Raw genomic sequence first — 21487 nt, 5'->3', positions numbered from 1 at the left:
ACTATCTCCGTAACGCCGGATATGACGCCAACTAACCTGAAAACGCTCTAGCGTCGGGCATTGGGATCCGGGTTCCACCGAGCCGGTCGCTTTTCAGCGAATGCCTTCGGACCTTCTTCGAAATCGGGGTGCGCCCATTGCGACTTTAGAAGTTCCCAGGAGAAATCCAGCGCCTGCCGGTCGGGCATCTCGGTCGACGCCCAGATCGCGCGCTTGGTGAGAGCCATCGCCTGCGGCGAATTGGCGCACATCGCCGTGGCAAGCTCGACGGCGCGCGCCATCGCCGCCTCGCGCGTCGGTTCGAGGAGGTCGACGATGCCCAGTTGGTGCGCCCGGCTCGCCGGCATGCGGTAGGAACGGCCGACCAGTCCCATCAGCAGGGCCGCGCCGACCCCGGCCCGCCGCGCCACGCCGATCGATTCGAGCGCGGAGACCTGACCGACGTTGACATGGGTATCCATGAACACCGCCTGCTCGCACGCGATCACGATATCGGCATCGGCGACGAAGTGCAGCCCACCGGCGTTGCACAGCCCATTGACGACGCAGATCACAGGCTGGGCCACCGCACACATCCGCGACGTGAAGCGGTTGGCATCGGCATACGGCCTATTCTGCAGCCCGCCGATGCCGACGCCCAACTTGCCGACCGCAGCCCCGGTGCAGAAATGCCGCTCGCCCGCGCCGGTCAGGATGACGGCTCGGATCTCGCGATCATCATTGATCCTGCCCCAGGCGGCTTCCAGCGCGACGAGCAGCTCGGGCGCCATCGCATTACCTTCATGCGGGCGATTGAGGGTCAGTGTCGCGACGCCTTCCTCGGCGGTGAACAACAGCGGCTGGTCGGCCGTCATCGTGGGCCTTTCAGGTTAACGGTAGCCATGGGGAACGCCCTTAAGGTCATCGGCGACGCATCGCCAGCGGCTTGATCCCGGCACCGTCGCGGACAACCACAGCGGCCGGCGCGCGATGTCGTTGCTGGTTCGGATTTTGACGGACCTGGTCAAGACGTGCCAAGGCCAATCCGGCGAGTGACCGGCAGATTCGCGACCAGCCGTGACACGACCGGTACGATCGACGGCAGGAGAATCACGGCCCCATGAGCGACATCGAAGACTTCCTGCCGCTCGACGCGTCGGACCTCGACAATTATCTGGGCCAGCCGCTGCCGGTCCATCAGCTGCGCGAGGCCGTTGCGATCAACGACATCCGCCGCTGGGTGCAGGGGATGCACTATCCGAACCCGCTACATTTCGACCCCGATTATGCCGCCGAGAGCCGCTATGGCCGGATCGTGGCGCCGCAGAGCTTCGTCGCCTCGACCGAGATCGCGCATGGCGTGTGGCCCGCCAATATCGGCCGGATCGAGAATTCGGCGCTGCTGTTCGGCGGCGACGAATGGTGGTTCTTCGGCCCGCAGATCTTCCCCGGCGAGCATATCAAATGCTATCCGATGCCGTTCGACTACAAGGTCACCAACACCGGCTTCGCCGGCCCGACCTGCTTCCAGCGCGGCGACACCACCTACATCAACACGCAGGGCGACCGCGTCGCCATCCAGCGCTCGACCACGATCCGCTACAATGTCGACAACGCGCGCAAGAAACAGTCGTTCGACAATCCCGACGATCCCGAATGGAGCGACGCCGAGCTCGCCGATCTCGACGCGAAGAAGCTCGTCTTCATCCAGAGCATCCGCGATCTCGGCCACGGCAAGCGGCTGTTCGACAGCGTAAAGGTCGGCGATGCGCTGGTCACCAACGTGCTCGGGCCGCACAGCCTGCCGAGCTTCGCGACCGAATGGCGCGCCTTTCCGTTCACCACCTGGTACGGTGCGCGGCGCGATTTCTGGTCGGCCGACCAGTTCGCCGACGCGGGCTATGCCGACGATTTCCAGGGGCACGAGGGCGATCCGGTGATGGAGCGCTTCAACCCCGAGTTGACCGACGGCGCCTATTACGGCCCGTCGCGCGGCCACCTGCAGCCGAAATGGGCGCGCAAGATCGGCATGCCACGCGGCTATGGCTATGGCGCGTCGATGGGCGCGTGGATGATCGACTATCTCGCCGCCTGGGCGAGCGAGTGGGGTTTCGTCCGGCACCTCAAGGCGCAATACCGCAACCCCGCCTTCACCGGCGACGCGACCTTCCTCGACGGCACGGTCACCGACGTGAAGAAGGCCGGCGGCAAGGGCATCGCCACGGTCGAGATCGTGATGGCGACCCAGACCGGCCAGGTGATGGCAAAGGCCGTCGCCGAGGTCGAACTCCCCCTCGATTGAAGGCGCATCCATGAGCGACATGTTCCGCGCGATCCGCATCAGCAAGACCGACGACGGCCAGACGGTCGAGACCGCGCGGGTCGGCCTCGACGACCTGATGGAAGGTGACGTCGTCGTCGCGGTCGCGCATTCGACCGTCAACTACAAGGACGGGCTGGCGATCACCGGCAAGGGCCCGGTCGTGCGCAAATGGCCGATGATCGGCGGCATCGATCTCGCCGGCACGGTCGAGACGTCCGACAATCCGGCGTTCAAGCCCGGCGACCAGGTGCTGCTCAACGGCTACGGCCTGTCCGAGACGCATTATGGCGGCTATGCCGACAAGGCGCGCGTCAAGGGCGAGTGGCTGGTGCCGCTGCCCGCCGCCTTCACCACCGCGCAGGCGATGGCGATCGGCACCGCCGGCTATACGGCCATGCTGTGCGTGCTGGCGCTTGAGGATTACGGGATCACGTCGGGCGGGGGCGAGGTGCTGGTGACGGGCGCGAACGGCGGCGTCGGCAGCGTCGCGATCGCGCTGCTCGCAAAGCTCGGCTTTACGGTCAGCGCCTCGACCGGCCGGCCGGAGGAAGCCGATTACCTGAAGGCCCTGGGTGCCACGACGATCATCGACCGCGCGGAACTGTCGGAAAAAGGCCGTCCGCTCGACAAGGAGCGCTTCGCCGCCGGGATCGATTCGGTCGGGAGCTTCACGCTTGCCAATCTGCTCGCCAGGACGCGCTATGGCGGCGCGGTCGCCGCCTGCGGGCTGGCGCAGGGTGCCGATTTGCCCGCGACGGTCATGCCGTTCATCCTCCGCGGCGTCGCTTTGCTGGGCGTCGATTCGGTGCAGGCGCCGATGGCGAAGCGCAGGCGCGCTTGGGAACGGCTGGCGACCGATCTAGATCCGGCAAAGCTGGACAGCATCACCCGGACGGTCGGCTTTGACGGCATCGAGCAGGCGGCGCGCGATATTGTCGACGGCAAGATCAGGGGCCGGGTCGTCGTCGACATCAACGGCTGAGCAGAATACGGAAAGGATCGTCGCGTTGGGCAACTATATCCTCGTGGTGCCGAGCAGCGCACAGGCCGGCCAGGACGAGGCTTATAACCGCTGGTACGACGATGTTCATCTGCGCGACGTGTGCGCGATCCCCGGCATCGCCGCGGGCCGCCGCTACGAACCCGACCCGGCAACGCCGAGCCCGGCCGAAGCAGACTATCTCGCCATCTACGATATCGAGACCGACGATCCCGGCGCGGTAATCGCCGAGCTGACCCGGCGCGCGCAGGCGGGCGAGATGGAGATTTCGCCCGCGCTGGATACCGCTTCCGCCAGGATGATGCTCTTCAGGGCCCGGTGACGTTTTCCGGGGTGACCCAGACGCCGAGCATTATGGATGTCCCCAAATGCGCGGTCTGTGTCGGACCTCATCAAGACACTTCCCAATGGTAGCGGATAGCCCGATATTGGCTGCGTCCGTTCAAGGCTGAAAGGTGTCGAAAATGTCGCGCAAGGTCGATCTGGTGACCGCCGAGGTGATCCGCTCCGCGATGGAGACGATCTGCTTTGAAATGAACACGCATGTGTCGCGGCATGCGACGACGCCCATTCTCAACCAGTCGAACGAGCGCAATTCGACGATCCTCGACGGCAAGGGGCGGCTGGCGGCGCTGTCGGTCGGGATTCCGCAATTCATGCTGTCGGCCACCCTTCCGGTCCAGTTTGCGATCGACTTCCTCGGCGACGATCTGCTCGCGGGCGACGTGATCCTCGCCAACGATCCGTATCACGGCGGCGGCCATCTGCCCGACTTCAACGTGTTCTCGCCGATCTTCGCGGAGGACGGCCGGCTGCTGATGGTTGCCTCCATCCAGTGCCACCACGGCGATACCGGCGGCGCGGTCGCGGGCGGCTACAACACGATGGCCAAGGACGTGTTCTCCGAAGGCACGCGCTATCCGCTGATCAAGATCATCGATGCCGGCAAGGAGCGCCGCGACGTCGTGCTGACGCTGCGCGCCAACAACCGGCTGGCGGGTTTCATCGGCGATCTGCAGAGTCAGGTCGGCGCGGCGCAACTGGGCGCGCGGCGGCTGAACGCGCTGGTCGAACGCTACGACGCCGACACGATCGAGCAGGTGATGGCCGACAGCATCGAGGAGGCGCGCCGCCGTTTCGCCGCCGAGATCGCGACATGGCCGGACGGCACCTATGAGGCGGACACCTGGGTCGACAGCGATCCGCAGGGCAACAAGGACATCCACGTCCATGTCGCGGTGACGGTGGCGGGGGATCGGCTGATCGTCGATTTCGAAGGCTCGGACATGCGGCAGGACATCGCCGCCTGGTCCACCTACGGCAACACGCGCGGCAACGTGCTGGGCCAGCTGATGAGCATGGTCGACCCGACCATCCCCAAGAACGAGGGCTTTTTCGATTGCGTCGAACTGCACGTGCCCGAGGGCTGCTGCCTCAACCCGCCGGTCGGCAAGCCGGTATCGTCGGGCACCCATCATCCGGGTGTCGAAGCGGCGGACGCGATCGCGTTGGCCGTCGCCAAGTTCCTGCCCGAGCGCGTCAGCCCGCAGACCTATAAATATGGCAGCCCGCGCCAGATGTGGGGTGACCTTGACCCGCGCAGCGGCAAGCCGTTCTTCGACCATGGCGGCGAGGTCAATGCGGGGTGGTGCAACGGGATCAAGGGAACCGATGGCTGGGGGGCGCTGCCCGCCGCCTACGGCAATCTGCTGAAAGCGCCGGCCGAGCTGAACGAGGTCAACTTCCCGCACATCATCCGCGACCGCAACTATCGCACCGACAGCGGCGGCGCCGGTCAGTGGCGCGGGGGGCTGGGCAGCCATTTCGTCAAGGAAGTGCGCACGCCGACCTATGTCAGCCAGTATATCGTCAACCAGCGCCACGTTCATCCCGGTATCGCCGGCGGCGCGCATGGCGCCCCCGACGAGGCGATCGTCAGCCCCGGCACCGACCGCGAAGTCAACATCTCCCCCGTCATCAACGCGCATTTGCTGAACACCGGCGAGCAGTTGATCTATAATTTCGGCGGCGGCGGGGGCTGGGGCAACGCGGTCGAGCGCGATGCCGGCGCGGTTATCGAAGACGTGTGGGACGAATATGTCTCGGTTGAAGGCGCGCGCCGTGATTATGGCGTTGTCGTTACCGGATCGGTCGAGGCAATGGACCTGAAGCTCGACGAGGCGGCGACCGTCGCGCTCAGGGCTGAGATGCGGGGGCAGAAGGCGGCGGCATGACGATGTACCGGGTGGGGGTGGACGTGGGCGGCACGTTTACCGATTGCGTATTGTTGCGTCCTGACGGCAGCCTGGTGCTCGAAAAAGCGCCGACCACGCCCGAGGACCAGTCCGGCGGCGTGCTCGACGGCCTGGCGCGGCTTGCCGAGGCCGAGGGGCTGGACGGCACCGAGGCGCTGCTGACGCATACCGAATCGATCGTCCACGGCACCACGGCGGCCGACAATGCGATGATCCAGATGAAGGGCGCCAATACCGGCCTGATCGTCACGCGCGGCTTCCGCGACGAGATCGAGCTCCGGCGCTGCTACAAGGAAGACATCTGGGATCCCGCGCAACCCGGGCCGCAGCCGATCGCCAGGCGGCGCGTGCGCCTGGAAGTCGACGAGCGGATGACCGCGGAAGGCCAGATCGAGACGCCCCTGGACGAGGACGGCGTCCGCCGGGCGGCCGCGCGGCTGAAAGCGTTCGGCGTCACCTCGATCGCGGTGGTGTTCATCCACAGCTACATGAACCCGGTCCACGAGCAGCGCGCGCGAGACCTGATCCTCGAGACTTTTCCCGACGTCGAGCTGATCTCGCTCAGCCATGAAGTCTATCCCAAGCCGCCCGAATTCGAACGCACCTCGACCACCTTGGTCAATGCATTCGTCGGGCCGCCGATCGTGCGCTATCTCGACCGGCTGGAAAAGAAGCTGGCCGATGCGGGCTTTGCGCGCGAACTGCTGCTCGCCACCGCATCGGGGGGGGTCGCGACGCCGGACGGCATCCGCAAGCGCGCGCTGGCGACGATCAGCTCCGGCCCGACCGGCGGGGTGGTGGCCGCCGCGCGCGCGGCGCGCAATGCCGATCTGGGGGACGTGATCTCGGTCGACATGGGCGGCACCAGCTACGACGTCTGCCTGATCCGTGACGGCCGCCCCGACATCAAGAGCGACTGGAACTGGCGCCATCGTTACTGCATCGCGCTGCCGATGGTCGATGTCGTTTCGGTCGGTGCGGGCGGCGGATCGATCGCGCGATCGCGTGACGGACAGCTGACGGTGGGCCCGGACTCGGCGGGCAGCCAGCCCGGGCCGGTCTGCTACCGGCGTGGCGGGATCGAGCCGACCGTCACCGATGCCGACCTGTTGTGCGGCCGGCTCGATCCCGCGGGCTTCTGGGGCGGACGCCTGTCGCTCGACGTCGAAGGCGCCCGGGCGGCGGTGGCGCGTATCGGCCGGGACGCCGGCCTGTCGCCCGACGAGGCGGCGGTCGCGATCGTCGAGATCATCGACGCGCATATGTGCGACGGCATCCGTCGCGCCCTAAGCCTCGCCGGCGCCGATCCGCGCATGCTGGACCTGGTCGCGTTCGGCGGCATGGGCGCGGTCCACGCGGTCGAACATGCCCGAGAGCTCGGCATGCGCCGCGTGCTCGTGCCCCAGGCGGCACCGGCAATGTCGGCGCTGGGCCTGCTCACCGCCGACCATCTGCTCGACGAATCGCGTACCCTGTTGTCCGATTGGCGGACGATCGACCTTGGCCGCCTGAGCACGCTTGCCGCCGAACTGGAAGGCGATGCCGACGCCCAGCTTCAATCGGCCGGGATCGAGCCGGCGCGCCGGCGGTACGATTGGCTGATCAACATGGTTTATCCCGGCCAGACGTTCGACACGCCAATCGCGATCGTCAAGGGGCATGGCCAGGAACTGACGCAGGAGGCACTGGCCGCAACGGTCGAGGATTTCCACCGTCGAAACGAAAGCTCGCGCCTCGTCGAGGCGCGGTCGCAGGAGCCGGTGGTGCGCGGCATCCGCCTGATCGCCAGCGGCCTGGTCGACCAACCCGAAACCTATGACCTGGCGGCGAGCGACGGCAAGCCCGAGGTGATCGGCCGTCGCCGCCTGTATGCGAGCGGGTCTTGGCATGACGACGCGCCCGTTTATGGCGGCGAACGGCTCGGCCGAGGCGATACGATAACCGGGCCGGCGCTGATCCAGAGCCGCTTCACCACCCTGGTGATGGGGGCTGGCGACGTCGCCGAACTGCTCGCCAACGGCGACATCCTGGTGGAAATAGCGCCGCGATGAGCGAGGACCAGGATGCGAGAGGGCGCGGCGTGATGAGCGTCCTCGTCCATATCGGCCTCACCGTATCCGACATGGCGCGCTCGGTGCGCTTCTACACCGAGGCGTTCGGCTTCACCTATGACCGCGAACTGCGCATGACCGCCGCGCAGATCGACCCGCTGATGCAGCTCCAGCCGCCGAGCGACATCCACGCCGTCTATCTGATGCTCGGCGGGCAGACGCTGGAACTGATGGTCTTCGATCCGCCGAGCGCGCCGGCGGCGGCATCGCGCATGTTCAACCAGACCGGGCTCGCCCATCTCTCGATCGCGGTCGACGATATCGCCGACACCTGCGCGCGGGCGGAGGCGCTGGGCGGGACGGTGAGCAAGCGGGTCGATCGCGCCGCGATCCTGCGCGATCCCGACGGTCAACTGGTCGAGCTGGTCACCCGCGTCTTCAACGACCGGCTCGAAAAAGGGCGCGCCGAACGCGCGGGCGCGGCAGGATAGGCCATGCCGACCCGCCACCTCGTCGATCCCGAGCTTGCCCCGCTGCTCGACCTAGTTCCCGACATGGGTGTCTCGGCGGAAAAGCTGGAAGCCACCCGCGCGCGCGTCGCGGCGATGACCGAGCAAGGCCTCGCCGAACCCGACGAGCGGGTGCGCGTCACCGAGCATTTCGCGCCCGGACGTGACGGCGCGCCCGACGTGAGGCTGCGGCTCTATCGTCCCGACGACTTGGCGACCAATGCTCCCATCGTGATGCATGTCCACGGCGGCGGCTTCCTGTTCGGTACCGCGGAACTGGGCGATCCGCGCAATCGCGATTGGGCCAGGACGCTCGGCTGTGCGATCGCCTCGATCGATTACCGGATCGCGCCCGAGACGCCGTACCCCGGCGCGCTCGAGGACTGTTATGCGGTGCTCGAATGGCTCCATGCCAATGCCGCGGGTCTCGGCCTCGATACGCGCCGGATAGCGATACGGGGCGAAAGCGCCGGCGGCGGCCTGGCCGCCGGCCTTGCGCTGCTGGCGCGGGATCGCGGCGGGCCGGAGATCCTCTTCCAGCTGCTGATCTATCCGATGATCGACGATCGCACCTGCACCAGCGACGAGCCCAATCCGTTTGCCGGCCAGTTCATCTGGGACCGCGCATCGAACGCGTTTGGCTGGAAGAGCTGGCTCGGCAGGGAGCCGGGCGCACCCGATATTCCCTATCACGCCGCCCCCGCCCGCGCTTCCGATCTGTCAGGCCTGCCCCCGACCTTTATCGGCACCGCCGCGCTGGACGTCTTCATCGACGAGAACCTCGATTATGCCCGCCGCCTGATCCGCGCCGGCGTACCGACTGAAGTCTATGTCGCCCCAGGGGCCTTCCACGGCTTCGACGCGATGGCGCCCGCCGCCACGGTATCGAGAATCTTCACCGAGCGCTGCCAGGACGCGCTGCGCCGCGCTTTTGCGGGCTAAGCGGTGGCGCGGGTCTGGCATCTGACGGCGCGGCCGGACGGTGACCTCGATCCCGGTATTTTCACGCTCGAGGACGTCCCAGATCCGCCGCTGGGCGATGACGAGGTGCGGATCGCCAACAGCTGGCTGTCGGTCGATCCGTTCATGCGCGGGATGCTCGACGATCATGGCGGCTACATGCCCGCGCTGCCGCTCGGTTCGCCAATGCAGGGTGGCGCGGTCGGGACGGTGATCGAGAGCCGCGCGCGCGACTGGCCGGTCGGGCGCAAGGTCCTCCACAATGGCGGCTGGCGCGACGTCGCGGTCGTGGCCCAGGCGGCGTGCGAGGCGATCCCCGACAGCGCCGCGCCGATCCAGCGCTATCTCGGCCATCTCGGCATGCCGGGGCAGACCGCCTATTTCGGCTTGCTCGACGCCGCCGCGTTCCGCCCCGACGACCTGCTGTTCGTCTCGGCGGCAGCGGGCGCGGTCGGCTCGGCGGTCGTGCAGATCGCCCGGATCAAGGGTGCGACCGTGATCGCATCGGCGGGCGGCGCGGACAAATGCGCCGCGCTCCGCGACTGGGGCGCGAGCATCGCGATCGATCGTAACGCCCCCGGCACGATGCGCGAGAAGCTGGGGGCCGCGGTGCGCGGGGTGGGCGCCGAGGGGATAAGCGCGTTTTTCGACAATGTCGGCGGCGATCATCTCGACGCCGCGATCCAGCACGCCCGCGTAGGCGCAAGGTTCGCGCTGTGCGGCATGATCGGCGGCTACGGCAGGGGCGACCAGCTCGTGCTCGACCAGCCGATGCGGCTGGTAGCACGTCGTCTTCGGATTCGGGGCTTTGCCGCCCCCGATTACGACGATCGCTGGGCCGAGTTCCACGAGGACATGCTGCGCTGGACGCTGTCGGGCGACCTCGTCAGCGCCGAGACCGTGCACGAGGGGCTGGCGGCGGTACCGGCGGCGTTCTGCGCGTTGTTCACCGGCGGCAATCTCGGCAAGATGCTGGTGCGGCTGTGACCACCACCTACGAGAACAGCTGGACCGTCGACGGGTCGCGCGACGACGTATGGGCGGTCCTTCATCCACAAAAGGATTTCGACCGCAGCCTGACGACGGTCGACCGTCCGCGCGTGATCGAACATGGCAGCACGCGCGTCGAAGTGCTGCATGAAGGCGACGAGAACGGGCTGGGGCTCGTGCGCCGTTGCCGGTTTCTAGCACCAGGGTATCTTGGCGGGACCGCGCAAAGCTGGGAAATGGTGTCGGAGGTGCGCGCGCCAGAATTCCAGCGATATGATGTACTGGTCTGCGCGCCGCCGTCCGCGACGGTGAAGGGCTGGTATCGGCTGGAGGCGATCGAGGAAAGCCGGACGCGCGTCCATATCCATGAGGAATATACGATGCGGTCGCGCTGGCTGGCACCTCTGCTTGAACGGCGTGTCCATGATTTTTTTCTCAAGGACAATGACGTCAAGTTCAAGGGCATGATCGAGGATGGCCTGCGCGCGCGGCGCAGCGCGGCATGATCCCCGCCCCGGCCCGGCCCGGCCGCAATGGTTTGATGAACGGAGCAATCATGACGCTTGAGGAACAATGCCGGGCAGCACTCACCCGTGATCCCGATCTGCCGGCGTTGGAATATCGCGGGGAGTGGGTGCGCTGGGGTTGGATGCGGGGAGTGGCCGATCGGATCAATGCGCTGCTCGACGATGCCGGGCTCGATCCTCGCGCGCCGATCGGCTTTGTGCCCCGCAACCGGCCCTCGGCTGCCGCCGCAATGCTGGGGATGATCGCGCGCGGGCGGACGATCCGCATGATCTACGCCTTCCAGTCGCCCACCGGCATCGCGCGCGATGTCGGTCGGCTGAAGCTCGCGGCGGTGATCGCCGGCGCCGAAGAACTGGCCGACGAGGTGCTCGCGGTTGCGGCCGAGCAGGGCATCGCCGCAATCGCGCTGGGCGAGGTGGACGGCGCGGCGGCCATCACCGGTTTCGAGCGATCGACCGCCACGCCCGATCCCGACGCGCCGGCCGATCCCCAGATCCAGATCCTGACCAGCGGCACGACCGGTCCGCCAAAGCATTTCGCTGTCGGCTACGAGATGATCGCCAAGCATATCGTCGGTTTCAACGTTACCTATCAGGAAAATGAGGACGTCTCCGCGCTGCCGCCGGCAATGCTCTATTTTCCGTTCGGCAACATCTCCGGGGTGTACGGCCTGCTCCCGCCGACGCTGAAGGGGCATCCGGCGGTCCTGCTCGATCGCTTTCGCATCGAGGACTGGCTTGACTATGTACGGCGTTATCGTCCCAACCGGTGCAGCCTGCCGCCCGCGGGCATCCGCATGGTGCTTGATGCCGACGTTCCCAAGGAAGATCTGGCGAGCGTGACCACGATCGGCACTGGCGCCGCGCCGCTCGATCCGACGGTGCAACGCGCGTTCGAGGAGCGGTACGGTATCCCGATCCTGCTATCCTACGGCGCCACCGAATTTGGCGGCCCCGTGACGGCGATGACCGCCGAGATGATCCCCGAATGGGGCGCAAAGAAGTTCGGGTCGGTCGGCCGGCCGTTTGCGGGCGCGAAGCTGCGCGTGCTCGACGTTGAGACGGGCGAAGAACTGCCGCCGGGAAAAGAAGGCTTGCTTGAGGTGATCTCGCCGCGGATCGGCCCCGATTGGATCACCACCACCGACATCGGCATGATCGATGAGGACGGCTTCATCTTCCATCGCGGCCGCTCGGATGGCGCGATCATGCGCGGCGGCTTCAAGCTGCTCCCGGAAACGATCGGCCGCGCGCTGATGCTGCATCCCGCGATTGCCGCCACCGCCGTCGTCGGCATCCGCGACGAGCGGCTGGGCCAGGTGCCGGTGGCCGCCATCCAGCTCAAGCCCGACGCCGCCCAGCCGACCACCGAGGAACTCGACACCCACCTGCGCGCCCATGTCTATGCCACCCACATCCCGGTTGCCTATCGCTTCGTCGCGGCGTTGCCGCGCACGCCATCGATGAAGGTGGACCTTCCCGCCGTGGCCGCGTTGTTCGAGCAGACGGTCGTGGCGACATCGGGCTGAAGGGATCGGCTTACCGGACTTCAAGGGACTGCACCGCTCTCAGAATGCACCCCAATCCCATAACGGAGCACATCTCACTTTTGATTGACATCGCCTCGGCGATGCGGAAAGAGGCTTGCAAGACCGAAAAGGTCATTGGAGGATGTGATGGCAACGGTATTGGCTTCAAACAAGAACAAGATCGCCAAGCGGGTGATCGAAGTATTCGAATTTTTCGACGAACATAAGCGCCAAGCTACGGTGATGGACATTGCGCGCCGCTTTGGACGGCCACAATCAAGCACGTCGGAACTGCTGTCCAGCCTGGTCGAAATGGGCTTTCTTTACAAGGATGCCCGCTCACGATCTTACATGCCTACGCCGCGCGTGGCGATGTTGGGTTCATCCGCTCAGCCTGATCTTCTGCGCAACGGTCATATGTTGCCGTTGATGGACAGGATTGCGCAATTGACCGGCCTTGGTGTCGCGCTGATGGGAGTCGTCGGCACCCATGTACAGATATTCCGGTGGGAAGCGGGTCGGACGCCGCTCTCGAACGAACTGGTATGCGGCACCTCGGAACCGTTGAGCAGCAGCGTTGCCGGCATGTTGTTGCTGTCGACGCAATCCTTCGATCAAAGCGGCGGCATGCTGCGGCGGCTCAACGCGGAAGCGCCTTCCGCACGCAAGTTCCATCATGCCGAAGCGATGGACAAGATTCGTGTCTTTGGCCGGCAGCGCCATGCAATTGGCGAAAGTGGTTTTGTCGACGGCGCCGACATGTGTGCGGTGCTGCTGCCTCATCAGGCCGGCGAGCGTCCGCTGGCGCTTGGCGTCATCTATCCCGCCGGCAACGGCACCGACCCTGCTGACCTGCTGGCCGAATTGCAGCGAACCGTTGTCGGTTGCACGCAAAACGCGGCACGAACGACGGAGAAGTCGTTATATGCGTCGCTGCAATGCGACGATCGAAGCGTAGAGGCGTAATACGCCGCAACGTGGCCGGGACCGGCAGCACGTTGCCTCATATCTTCCGGCGCGCCGAGTATCGCCCCGGCGGAATTGCCAAGGCAATATGCCTTTGGAGCTGGATCCATGCAAGAGATGGAAACTCCTGCGTGTCCGTCGTGAACCGATCGATCTGCGCAGCCAATCGGAGCCTGCGACACTCATGAATTTCGAGCCCTCAGACGACCAGCAGATGATTGCCGAGACCTTCGCGCGATTCCTTGATGAGCATAGCAGCATGCCGCGCGTACGCACGGCGATGCCGTTAGGATTCGATGTCGCGCTATGGCGCGGGCTGGCCGAGCTTGGCGCCTTTGCGATGCGCGTTCCCGAGGAATCGGGCGGCCTGGGTCTGGGGCTGTTCGATGCCGCGCTGTTGATGGAGGAGGTCGGCCGCACGCTGGCTTCGGGTCCCATCGCCGAAGCGATCGTGGCCGCGCCGCTGCTGGCGATGGCGACCGACGACGCTGCCGTCGAGCTTGCCGCGCAGCTCGCCGCCGGCGATGCGGTAATTACGATCGCGATGCGCGATGCCGACGAAGAGGCGGTCCAATGGATCGCGGGCGGCGGCGTTGCCGAGGCGGTGGTGGCGCGGGCCGGCGACGCGGTCGTGCTGGTCCGGCCAACTCCCGAGGAGCAGGCGGTCGCGCGGAACCGCGCCTCGCCCGAAGCAACGAAGAACCATGTCGGCGAGCCGGTTACGCCGAACCTGGCATCGACGCCGCTTGCCGAGGTTCGGCTCGACCGCGCCGAACGCGTCGTGCTCGCGCAAGGACCCAAGGCTGTCGCAGCGTTCGAAGCGGCGGTCGAAGAGTGGAAGCTCTTGACCGCTGCGACGCTCGCCGGGGTCTCGCGCCAGGCGATCCGGCTCGCCGCGGCCTATGCCTCGGAGCGCAAGGCGTTCGGCCAGCCGATCGGCGCCTATCAGGCGATCTCGCATCCGCTCGCTGACCTGATCGTCGATACCGATGGCGGCCGGCACCTGGTGTGGAAGACGATCCGCGACATCGCGCATGGCGTAGAAAACGCGGCTGCACAGGTATCGATGGCATTGTGGTGGAACGCAAAGACGGCGGGGCTCGCCGGCTCGCAGGGGCTGCATACCTTCGGCGGGTACGGGCTCACGTCCGAATATGACATCCATCTCTACAATCTGCGCGCGCGCGCGCTGCCGCTGACGCTGGGCGATCCCGAGCTGTTGCTCGCCGAGGCCGGGCGCCGGCTCTATCATGGCGAGACCGCGACCCTGCCCGATGTCGGTCCGGTGTCGATCGACTTCGACCTGGGCGACGAGGCCCGCGTGCTCGCCGACGAGGTCAACGCCTTCTTCAAGCAGACGCTTACTCCCGAGCTCAAGGCCAAGGCGCATTATTCCTATGCCGGCCACGATCCGGGCGTGCACAAGAAGCTTGCCGAAGCGGGGCTGCTCTTCCCGGGCTGGGCGAAGGAATATGGCGGCCGCGACGCCAGCCCCTATGCGCTCAGCGCGGCCTCCGAGGCGTGGGAGGATAATGAATGGTCCGGCCATTCCGCGGGCACGACCAACATGGTCGGCTGGATCATGCAGCGCTTTGGCAGCGAGGACCTCAAGAAGGAGGCGCTGGCAAAGGTCGCGGCGGGCGAGGCGGTGTGCAGCCTGGGCTTCTCCGAGCCGGGATCGGGATCGGACGTGTTCGCCGCCGTCACCCGCGCCACCCCGGACGGCAACGGCTGGCGGATCGACGGGCAGAAGATGTTCACCAGCGGCGCCAACATCGCCGAATATGTGCTGATGCTCGCGCGCACCGATTTCGACGTCGCCAAGCACAAGGGGCTGACGATGTTCATCGTGCCGCTCAAGGCCGAGGGCGTCGAGATCCAGCCAGTCTACACCTTCCAGGACGAGCGCACCAACATCACCTATTATGACGGCGTCCATATCCCCGACAGCTACCGGCTGGGCGAGGTCGGCGGCGGGCTGAAGGTGATGGCGGCCAGTCTCGAACTCGAACACGGCGCCAGCTTCGTCAAGGTCCAACGCCACATGCTGGAAGAGGCCGAGACCTTCTGCCGCGAGAAAATCCGTGGCGGCGAGCAGCTCATCGCCAAGGAAGACACCATCCGGCGGCTAGCGCGGGTCGCCGTCCACGTTCAACTGTCCATGGTGATCTATTATTACGCGCTCTGGTCCGCCACCGAGAAAAAGAACATCCCGGCGGTCGGCCCGGCCTCAAAGATGTTCTCGTCGGAAAAGTTCCTGTCCGACTCCGCTGACCTGCTGAACCTGGCCGCACCCGATTCACTGGGCAAAAACGGGCCGGCGGGGTTCCTCAACCTCAGCTATCGTCACGCGCACGGCACGACCATCTATGGCGGCACCAGCGAGGTACACCGCAGCATGATCGCCGAGCGCCAGCTCGGCATGCCGCGCACCCGCGGCTGAGCCCGTCCGGACCGGAAGAGAGACCATGACCGACGCTCCGCCCCTCCTCACCGCCGTCGAGGACGGCATCCTGATCGCGACGCTGAACCGGCCCGACAAGCTGAACGCGCTCAACAAGCCGATGCTGGCGCTGATCGAGGAGGCGGTCGCCCGCTTCCGCGACACCGCCGAGCTCAAGGTCATGCTGATTCGCTCGACCGGCCGCTATTTCTGTGCCGGCGCCGATCTGAAGACGGACGACCATGGGGGGATGGTCTATGGCAACGGCCCGGATACCGGATCGGGCGTGCGCGAGATGCACCGCCGCGGTCTTCACGGCATGCAGCGCATGTATGACGAGATGGAGGCGATCGAGAAACCATTCGTCGTTGCCCATCACGGCACCTGCATGGGCGGCGGGCTCGAGATATCGCTGTCCTGCGACTTCCGCCTCGCGGCGAAGAGCGCGCGCTACGCCTTTCCCGAAGGGCGGTTCGGCGTCGTGCCGGCGTCGAACGGTGTCAGCCGCCTCACCCGGATCGTCGGCACGCACTGGGCGCGCTACCTGCTGATGGCCAACCTCGTCGCCGATGCGGACAAGGCGCTGTACATGGGCCTAGTTCACGAAGTCTTCCCCGACGAAAGCTTCGAGGAGGACGTGATGAAATTCTGCCGCCATCTGGCGCAGCAGAATGGCGAGCAGATGGGCGCCGCCAAGATCGCAATCGAGCTGGCGCGCGACGTCGGCCTTGCCCAGGCGCGCAATGTCGAGCGACTGGCTAATAGCTCGCTGATGCTGGGGCCGGCCTATCGCGAGGGTTACAAGCAATATACGAGCGGGATCGGCAGCAAGGTCAAGGACGGCTGAGTGCCCGCCTCAGCGGTTCTGCCACGCCGGCGCCCGCTTCTCGGCAAAGGCGCGCGGGCCTTCACGCATATCCTCCGACGCGAGCATCGCCTTCACCGCAGGCAGCGTGAACATGTCCCTGATCGCCGGCTCTAGACCCTGCCCCGCCGCCGACATCGCCAGCTGCTTGGTCGCGCGGATCGACATCGGACTGCATTGCGCGATCTCGCCGGCCCAGCGCCGCGCCGCCGCCATCAGGTCGGCCGCCGGCACGACCTCGTTGACGAAGCCTAGCGCCAGGCCTTCGGCCGCGGGCACACGCCGGCCGGTCATCAATATGCCCATCGCGCGCTTGTAGCCGATCTCGCGCACCAGCCGCTGCGGCCCGCCGGCGAGTGCTGCCAGCCCGACGCGCGGCTCGGTCAGCCCGAAGCTCGCAATGTCCGCTGCGACGATGATGTCGCACGCCAGCGCCGTCTCGAAGCCCCCGCCTAGCGCGAAGCCGTTGACGGCGGCGATAACCGGCTTGGTCAGCGAGAAGCGTGTGCACAGGCCCGCAAAGCCCGAGGGCGGCATTTCGCGGATGCCGCCCTTCAGGTCGGCACCCGCGCAGAATGCCTTGTCGCCCGCGCCGGTGATGATGGCCACCCATTGCTCCGGATCGGCCTCGTAATCGTCGAAGATCGCTGCCAGCTCGAAGAACGCGTCGGAATGCAGCGCATTGCGCTGGTCGGGCCGGTCGATCGTGACGATCGTCACATGATCTTCACGTGCCACCTTGGCGAACCGGTATTCCATCTGCGTTCTCCCGAATGCGTTGCCCTGCGTTTCCACGCCCGGCGCTTGCCCGGTCAATCGCTGTTGGATATCCTATCGCCCCCACGATGCCGCCGCGCTTGCCGATAGACGCGTAAGCTGGGAATATGGGAACAAGGTCAAGATCCTGGAGCGGGACGATGAATCAGCCGATTACCAATCTCACGGCGCTACAGCCCGACACATTGTCGTCGGAGGATTTCGTCATTCCGGTCGAGGCCTATATCTCGCGCGACTATGCCGCGCGCGAATATGATCAGTTGTGGAGCAAGGTCTGGCAGATGGCCTGCCGCGTCGAGGAGGTCGCCAAGGTCGGGGATTTTGTTACCTACGACATCCTCGACCAGTCGATCATCGTCGTGCGCAGCGATCAGGAGACGATCAGCGCCTATCATAATGTCTGCCCCCATCGTGGCCGCACGCTGACCGAAGGCTGCGGCAACGCCAAGCGCTTTGCGTGCAAGTTCCACGGGTGGAAATGGTCATTGGACGGCGCCAATATCGACGTGCTCGACCGCAAGGACTGGGACGGGACGCTCAGCGACGAGGATGTCCGGCTGCACAAGGTGAAGGTCGATACGTTCGGCGGCTACGTCTTCATCAATCTCGATCCCGATTGCGAGCCGCTGCGCGAGTATCTGGAACCCGCCGCCTCCTTGCTCGATCCCTATGAGATCGAGCACATGCGCTATCGCTGGCGGCGCTGGATCAAGATGCCATGCAACTGGAAGGTAGCGCTGGAGGCGTTCGACGAGGGCTATCACGTCGCCGCGACGCACGCCCAGCTGCTCGACCACACCGACGACTATACCTGGTCGAATGCATGGGGAAAGCACGGCAATTTCGGCTATTTCCTGCCGCCGGACTCCCGCGTCACCGGTGAGGGATCGCCGCGCACGCACGACGCACCGCGCCGGGACATCACCAAGTCGCTGGCTGACAGTTTCACGAACCTCAAGCGCGATGTCGACGCCTTCATCTCCGATTCGATGGTAGCGGCGGCGCAGCGCGTGCACGAGGAACTGCCGCCGGACACCCCCGCGATGGACGCGTTCATCCAGATGAACATGTGGATGATGGAGATCGATGCCGCGGCCGGCGTCCAGGCGCCGATGATCACGCCCGAGCATTACATGGTGGCGGGGATGGACTGGCACGTCTTTCCCAACATCGTGATCCTCCAGGCGCCGACGTTCGTGCTGGGCTATCGCGCCCGGCCCGACGGCATGGATCCCGACAGCTGCATCTTCGAGGTATATGCGCTGGATCGCTTCCCCGAAGGCAAGGAACCCAAGGATGTCGTCAACCAGCACGTGCCCGTGCTGGAAGATTGGCCGCTGATCCTCCAGCAGGATTTCCAGAACATGAGCCAGGTGCAGCGCGGTCTGCATTCCAGGGCGTTCAAGGGCTGCCGGCCTAATCCCAAGCAGGAACGCTCGGTCGCCAATTTCCACCGGACGCTCCGTACGTACATGAACCTCGAAAATTCGGCCTGACGATGGCGGTTTCGGAACCTGTCCCGCCAGGTCCGTTTGCCAAGGTCGGCCCGCAGGCCGCGCACCCGGCCGATGGCGGCGCGGTGTGGGAAAGGTCGCTCAGTCTGAAGCTCACGGTCTCGGCACGGTTGCTGACCAAGGATTTCGACCATAATGCCGGCAATGTCGGCATAACGCGCGCCCAATGGAGCACGATCGCAGCCGTCGCCGGCGCCGAGGGCGCGACCCAGCGCAAGATCGCGACCATGCTGGATATCGGCGAGGCCGCGGCGGGGCGCCAGATCGATCGGCTGTGCGAGGAAGGCTGGCTGGAGAGGCGCCAGGATCCGAACGACCGCCGCGCGCATTGCATTCATTTGACCCCGGCGGCAACGCCGGTGCTGGAGAAGCTGACGATGCTCGGCGCCCAGCAGGAACGCCTCACCTTTGCGGGCCTGAGCGATCAGGAACTGACGACGCTCGGCAAGATGCTCGACCGGGTCATCGAAAACCTGAACGATTCCCTGGCAAGGGATGGTCTCGTCGCCGGCTCCTCGGCGGGCCCGCTGGAGTTCGGCGGCGCGCTCTAAAAGCGTCCTGCAACGCCACTCGATCAGCCTATCGCTCCCCGGGCCGATAGGTTCGCTCGACATGGCCCTTTAGCTCCTCGGCGTAGAAATAGACCGGGCGCAATCGTCCGGTCGCATAACGTTCGGCCTGGTCGCCGAAATGCGGCGAGGCGGGGTCACCGCTTTCGCCCCCCGCCGTCACCGCGATCGCACGGACGCGGGGGCCGAACTCGACGATGGCGACAAAGCTGTTGCCGCTCGTCCCGTAATAGCGCTTCGTGCCCGGCCACGCCTTCGCCCCGAACGACGCCAGCGCGCCCCATTGCGCCGAGGGAAAACCGACCGGGATAGAGGGACGCGCATCGTCGAAATGCGGGCGGATCGCATCGTCGAGCCGCTGGAAGCGGTTGATCTCGCCCCATGGCACCTGCCAGCGGCCGAAATCGTCGCTCAGCCGCGTGACCGCGGCGTCGAGCGCGGCGACCTGCTGCTCGCCGCTCGCCCGCTTCAGCACGTAATCGGGCACGTTCATCCGCTCGGCCTGGGCAAAGCTGCCGACGTCGCGCCACATCTGGTCGCCCCAGAACACCGCCAGGCTGGTCGCGGTCGAACCGGTCGACCAGCGGCAATCCCAGGCCCGCAGCAGCCTGACCGGATCGGCCAGCCGCGCGCGGCGCGGGTCGCGGGCGGGAAGTGCCGCCCATGCCCTGGCCAGCGCCGGGATCATCGCGCGGAACGCGGGCAGGTCGGTGTCATAGGCGGCGGCGCGCAGCCGCTCGACCGTCCAGCCGCTGGCGCCCGCCAGCAACGCATCGGCATGCACCCCACGCCAATTATATCCGCTTTGGTCCATGTAGCGCGGATAGGCGGCTGCCTTCGGACTGTCGGGGCCCGCGACGTCCCACGGCCAGTCATTGGTGTTATGCACCCAGCCGACCGGCGGCCGCAACACGCTGGGCAGGCTGGCGAGGCTGTGCAGCCCCTTCCAGTCGGTCGCCGGGTCGCTGCCGTCCACCGGTCGCGTATAATCGAAGCGATCGTCGCGCAGCGGCATGAATTGCGGCATCAGGAACGCGATTTCGCCCTTGGCATCGGCGAACAAGGTATCGTTCGACGAATTGGCGCGGCGTTCGGCGATCGCGAGATAGCTGGCAAGGTCGGTCGCCCTGGTCCGCAGATAGCTTTGTTCGAGCGCCGCCACCGACTTCCACATCAGCGCCTGGGCGATCCACCTGCCGCCCTTCATCGCGACGATCGGGCCGTGATGCGTGCGATAGGTTGCAAAGGCGCGCTCGCCGATCGATCCGTCGGGCTTGCGGTAGCGCAGCGTCACGGTAGCGGTGGCGACCGGGCGCTGCTCGCCGCCATGAAGATAGGTCAGCTTGCCGTCGCGGCGGCGGACGCTTTCGGCGAATTCGTCGACATTGTCGACCGTCGAAGACGTATGCATCCAACCCGCCTTCGCGTTGAACCCCTGATAGACGAAGAACTGCCCCCAGGTGACGGCGCCATAGGCGTTCAGCCCCTCTCCGCTGGTCACCTGAAGTTCTGAACGGAAATAGAAGCTGGTATGCGGGTTGATCAGCAGCAGCGCCTTGCCGTCGGCGGTGTTGCCCGGCGCGATGGCGATGCCGTTCGAGCCGACGGGCTCGCGCGGGACGGCGCCGAATTCGGCCGGCGTAGGCGGCGTCGGCTGGCCGTAAAAGGTCTTGAGGTCGCTGAGCGAGATGCGCTCGATGTCGCCGCCGATACTCCCTTCGGTGAACGACAGCGCCATCCATGGCTCGAAGCGGGTCAGGACCTTTGGCTTCACGCCCGGGTGCGTCGCCAGATAATAGTTCAGCCCGTCCGCCCAGGCGTCCATCAGCTTCCTGAGCCAGGCGGGGCTCGCCGCATATTGCGCCTTCAGCACGACGGGATCGGCATAGAGCCGCTGGCGCAGGTCGGCCCAGACCGCCTCCTCGCCTTCGGCCTCCGCGGTACGGCCGAGCGACGTCAGGTAATTCGCCTCGATCCGCGGGAAATCATCCTCGGCCTGGGCATAGATCATCCCGAACACCGCATCGGCGTCGCTCTTGCCGCTGACATGCGCGATGCCCCAATCGTCGCGGATGATCGTGACGCGCGCGGCTTGTGCGCGCCAGCGGGTGGTTTCCGCATCCGGGCGGGTGGGCGCGGTCGCCAGCAGCGAAAGGGCCAGGAGGACGGGGCGCAGGATTCTGTACATGATCACCGAGCCTAGAGGTGCGTGGGGAGAAGGCAATGCGCC

Annotated in this window: 18 protein-coding genes; 15 read left to right on the top strand and 3 right to left on the bottom strand. The window is 66.1% G+C overall.

Annotation, left to right across the window (positions count from 1 at the left end; translation table 11 throughout):
- Positions 1-47: 47 nt before the first annotated feature.
- A complete protein-coding gene (locus ACFE7K_RS06105) occupies positions 48-854 on the bottom strand; it encodes an enoyl-CoA hydratase/isomerase family protein (protein ID WP_375397284.1) in 807 nt (268 codons plus the stop codon).
- Between the two features lie 245 nt (positions 855-1099).
- Here ACFE7K_RS06105 and ACFE7K_RS06100 point away from each other — a divergent pair, with 245 nt between their 5' ends.
- The 13 genes from ACFE7K_RS06100 (at position 1100) to ACFE7K_RS06040 (ending at position 16379) form a co-directional block, all read left to right on the top strand.
- A complete protein-coding gene (locus ACFE7K_RS06100) occupies positions 1100-2281 on the top strand; it encodes a MaoC family dehydratase N-terminal domain-containing protein (protein ID WP_375397283.1) in 1182 nt (393 codons plus the stop codon).
- A 10-nt stretch (positions 2282-2291) separates the two neighbouring features.
- Positions 2292-3284, top strand: coding sequence for an MDR family oxidoreductase (locus ACFE7K_RS06095; RefSeq protein WP_375397282.1), 993 nt, complete (start codon positions 2292-2294; stop codon positions 3282-3284).
- Between the two features lie 25 nt (positions 3285-3309).
- Entirely contained in the window at positions 3310-3624 is a 315-nt protein-coding gene (locus ACFE7K_RS06090) for a hypothetical protein (protein WP_375397281.1), read from the top strand.
- Between the two features lie 142 nt (positions 3625-3766).
- Entirely contained in the window at positions 3767-5536 is a 1770-nt protein-coding gene (locus tag ACFE7K_RS06085) for a hydantoinase B/oxoprolinase family protein (RefSeq protein ID WP_375397280.1), read from the top strand.
- Positions 5533-7608: a hydantoinase/oxoprolinase family protein gene (locus tag ACFE7K_RS06080; protein ID WP_375397279.1), complete on the top strand. Its 2076-nt coding sequence runs from the start codon at positions 5533-5535 to the stop codon at positions 7606-7608. The genes ACFE7K_RS06085 and ACFE7K_RS06080 overlap by 4 nt, the downstream gene beginning before the upstream one ends.
- Positions 7605-8099, top strand: coding sequence for a VOC family protein (locus tag ACFE7K_RS06075; protein ID WP_375397278.1), 495 nt, complete (start codon positions 7605-7607; stop codon positions 8097-8099). Before ACFE7K_RS06080 ends, ACFE7K_RS06075 begins: the two co-directional genes overlap by 4 nt.
- A gap of 3 nt (positions 8100-8102) precedes the next feature.
- Entirely contained in the window at positions 8103-9059 is a 957-nt protein-coding gene (locus tag ACFE7K_RS06070) for an alpha/beta hydrolase (protein ID WP_375397277.1), read from the top strand.
- Between the two features lie 3 nt (positions 9060-9062).
- Positions 9063-10064 carry a zinc-binding dehydrogenase gene (locus ACFE7K_RS06065; RefSeq protein ID WP_375397276.1) on the top strand — a complete coding sequence of 334 codons (1002 nt, stop codon included), beginning with the start codon at positions 9063-9065 and terminating at the stop codon, positions 10062-10064.
- Positions 10061-10573, top strand: a complete 513-nt coding sequence (locus ACFE7K_RS06060) for a hypothetical protein (RefSeq protein ID WP_375397275.1) — start codon at positions 10061-10063, stop codon at positions 10571-10573. Before ACFE7K_RS06065 ends, ACFE7K_RS06060 begins: the two co-directional genes overlap by 4 nt.
- 50 nt (positions 10574-10623) lie before the next feature.
- Entirely contained in the window at positions 10624-12123 is a 1500-nt protein-coding gene (locus tag ACFE7K_RS06055) for a class I adenylate-forming enzyme family protein (RefSeq protein WP_375397274.1), read from the top strand.
- 147 nt (positions 12124-12270) lie between these two features.
- On the top strand, positions 12271-13089 hold the full coding sequence (locus tag ACFE7K_RS06050; protein WP_375397273.1) for a helix-turn-helix domain-containing protein: 819 nt from the start codon (positions 12271-12273) through the stop codon (positions 13087-13089).
- Positions 13090-13273: 184 nt separating this feature from the next.
- On the top strand, positions 13274-15532 hold the full coding sequence (locus ACFE7K_RS06045) for an acyl-CoA dehydrogenase family protein (protein WP_375397272.1): 2259 nt from the start codon (positions 13274-13276) through the stop codon (positions 15530-15532).
- 25 nt (positions 15533-15557) lie between these two features.
- Complete coding sequence (locus ACFE7K_RS06040; RefSeq protein WP_375397271.1) at positions 15558-16379, top strand: enoyl-CoA hydratase/isomerase family protein; 822 nt, start codon at positions 15558-15560, stop codon at positions 16377-16379.
- A 9-nt stretch (positions 16380-16388) separates the two neighbouring features.
- Here ACFE7K_RS06040 and ACFE7K_RS06035 read toward each other — a convergent pair whose 3' ends face one another.
- On the bottom strand, positions 16389-17156 hold the full coding sequence (locus ACFE7K_RS06035) for an enoyl-CoA hydratase-related protein (protein WP_375397270.1): 768 nt from the start codon (positions 17154-17156) through the stop codon (positions 16389-16391).
- Between the two features lie 158 nt (positions 17157-17314).
- Between ACFE7K_RS06035 and ACFE7K_RS06030 the strand changes: the two genes are divergently transcribed.
- Together ACFE7K_RS06030 and ACFE7K_RS06025 are read left to right on the top strand one after the other, a co-directional pair.
- Positions 17315-18670, top strand: a complete 1356-nt coding sequence (locus ACFE7K_RS06030; RefSeq protein ID WP_375397269.1) for an SRPBCC family protein — start codon at positions 17315-17317, stop codon at positions 18668-18670.
- A 2-nt stretch (positions 18671-18672) separates the two neighbouring features.
- Positions 18673-19239 (top strand): MarR family winged helix-turn-helix transcriptional regulator, encoded by a 567-nt coding sequence (locus ACFE7K_RS06025; RefSeq protein ID WP_375397268.1) that lies wholly within the window; start codon positions 18673-18675, stop codon positions 19237-19239.
- A 28-nt stretch (positions 19240-19267) separates the two neighbouring features.
- On the opposite strand, the gene ACFE7K_RS06020 is transcribed toward ACFE7K_RS06025, so the two are convergent.
- Positions 19268-21445 carry a penicillin acylase family protein gene (locus tag ACFE7K_RS06020; protein WP_375397267.1) on the bottom strand — a complete coding sequence of 726 codons (2178 nt, stop codon included), beginning with the start codon at positions 21443-21445 and terminating at the stop codon, positions 19268-19270.
- Between the last annotated feature and the right edge of the window lie 42 nt (positions 21446-21487).

The organism is uncultured Sphingomonas sp. (assembly GCF_964244265.1).
Lineage (GTDB): Bacteria > Pseudomonadota > Alphaproteobacteria > Sphingomonadales > Sphingomonadaceae > Sphingomonas.
This window is presented reverse-complemented; position numbering and strand designations above follow the sequence as displayed.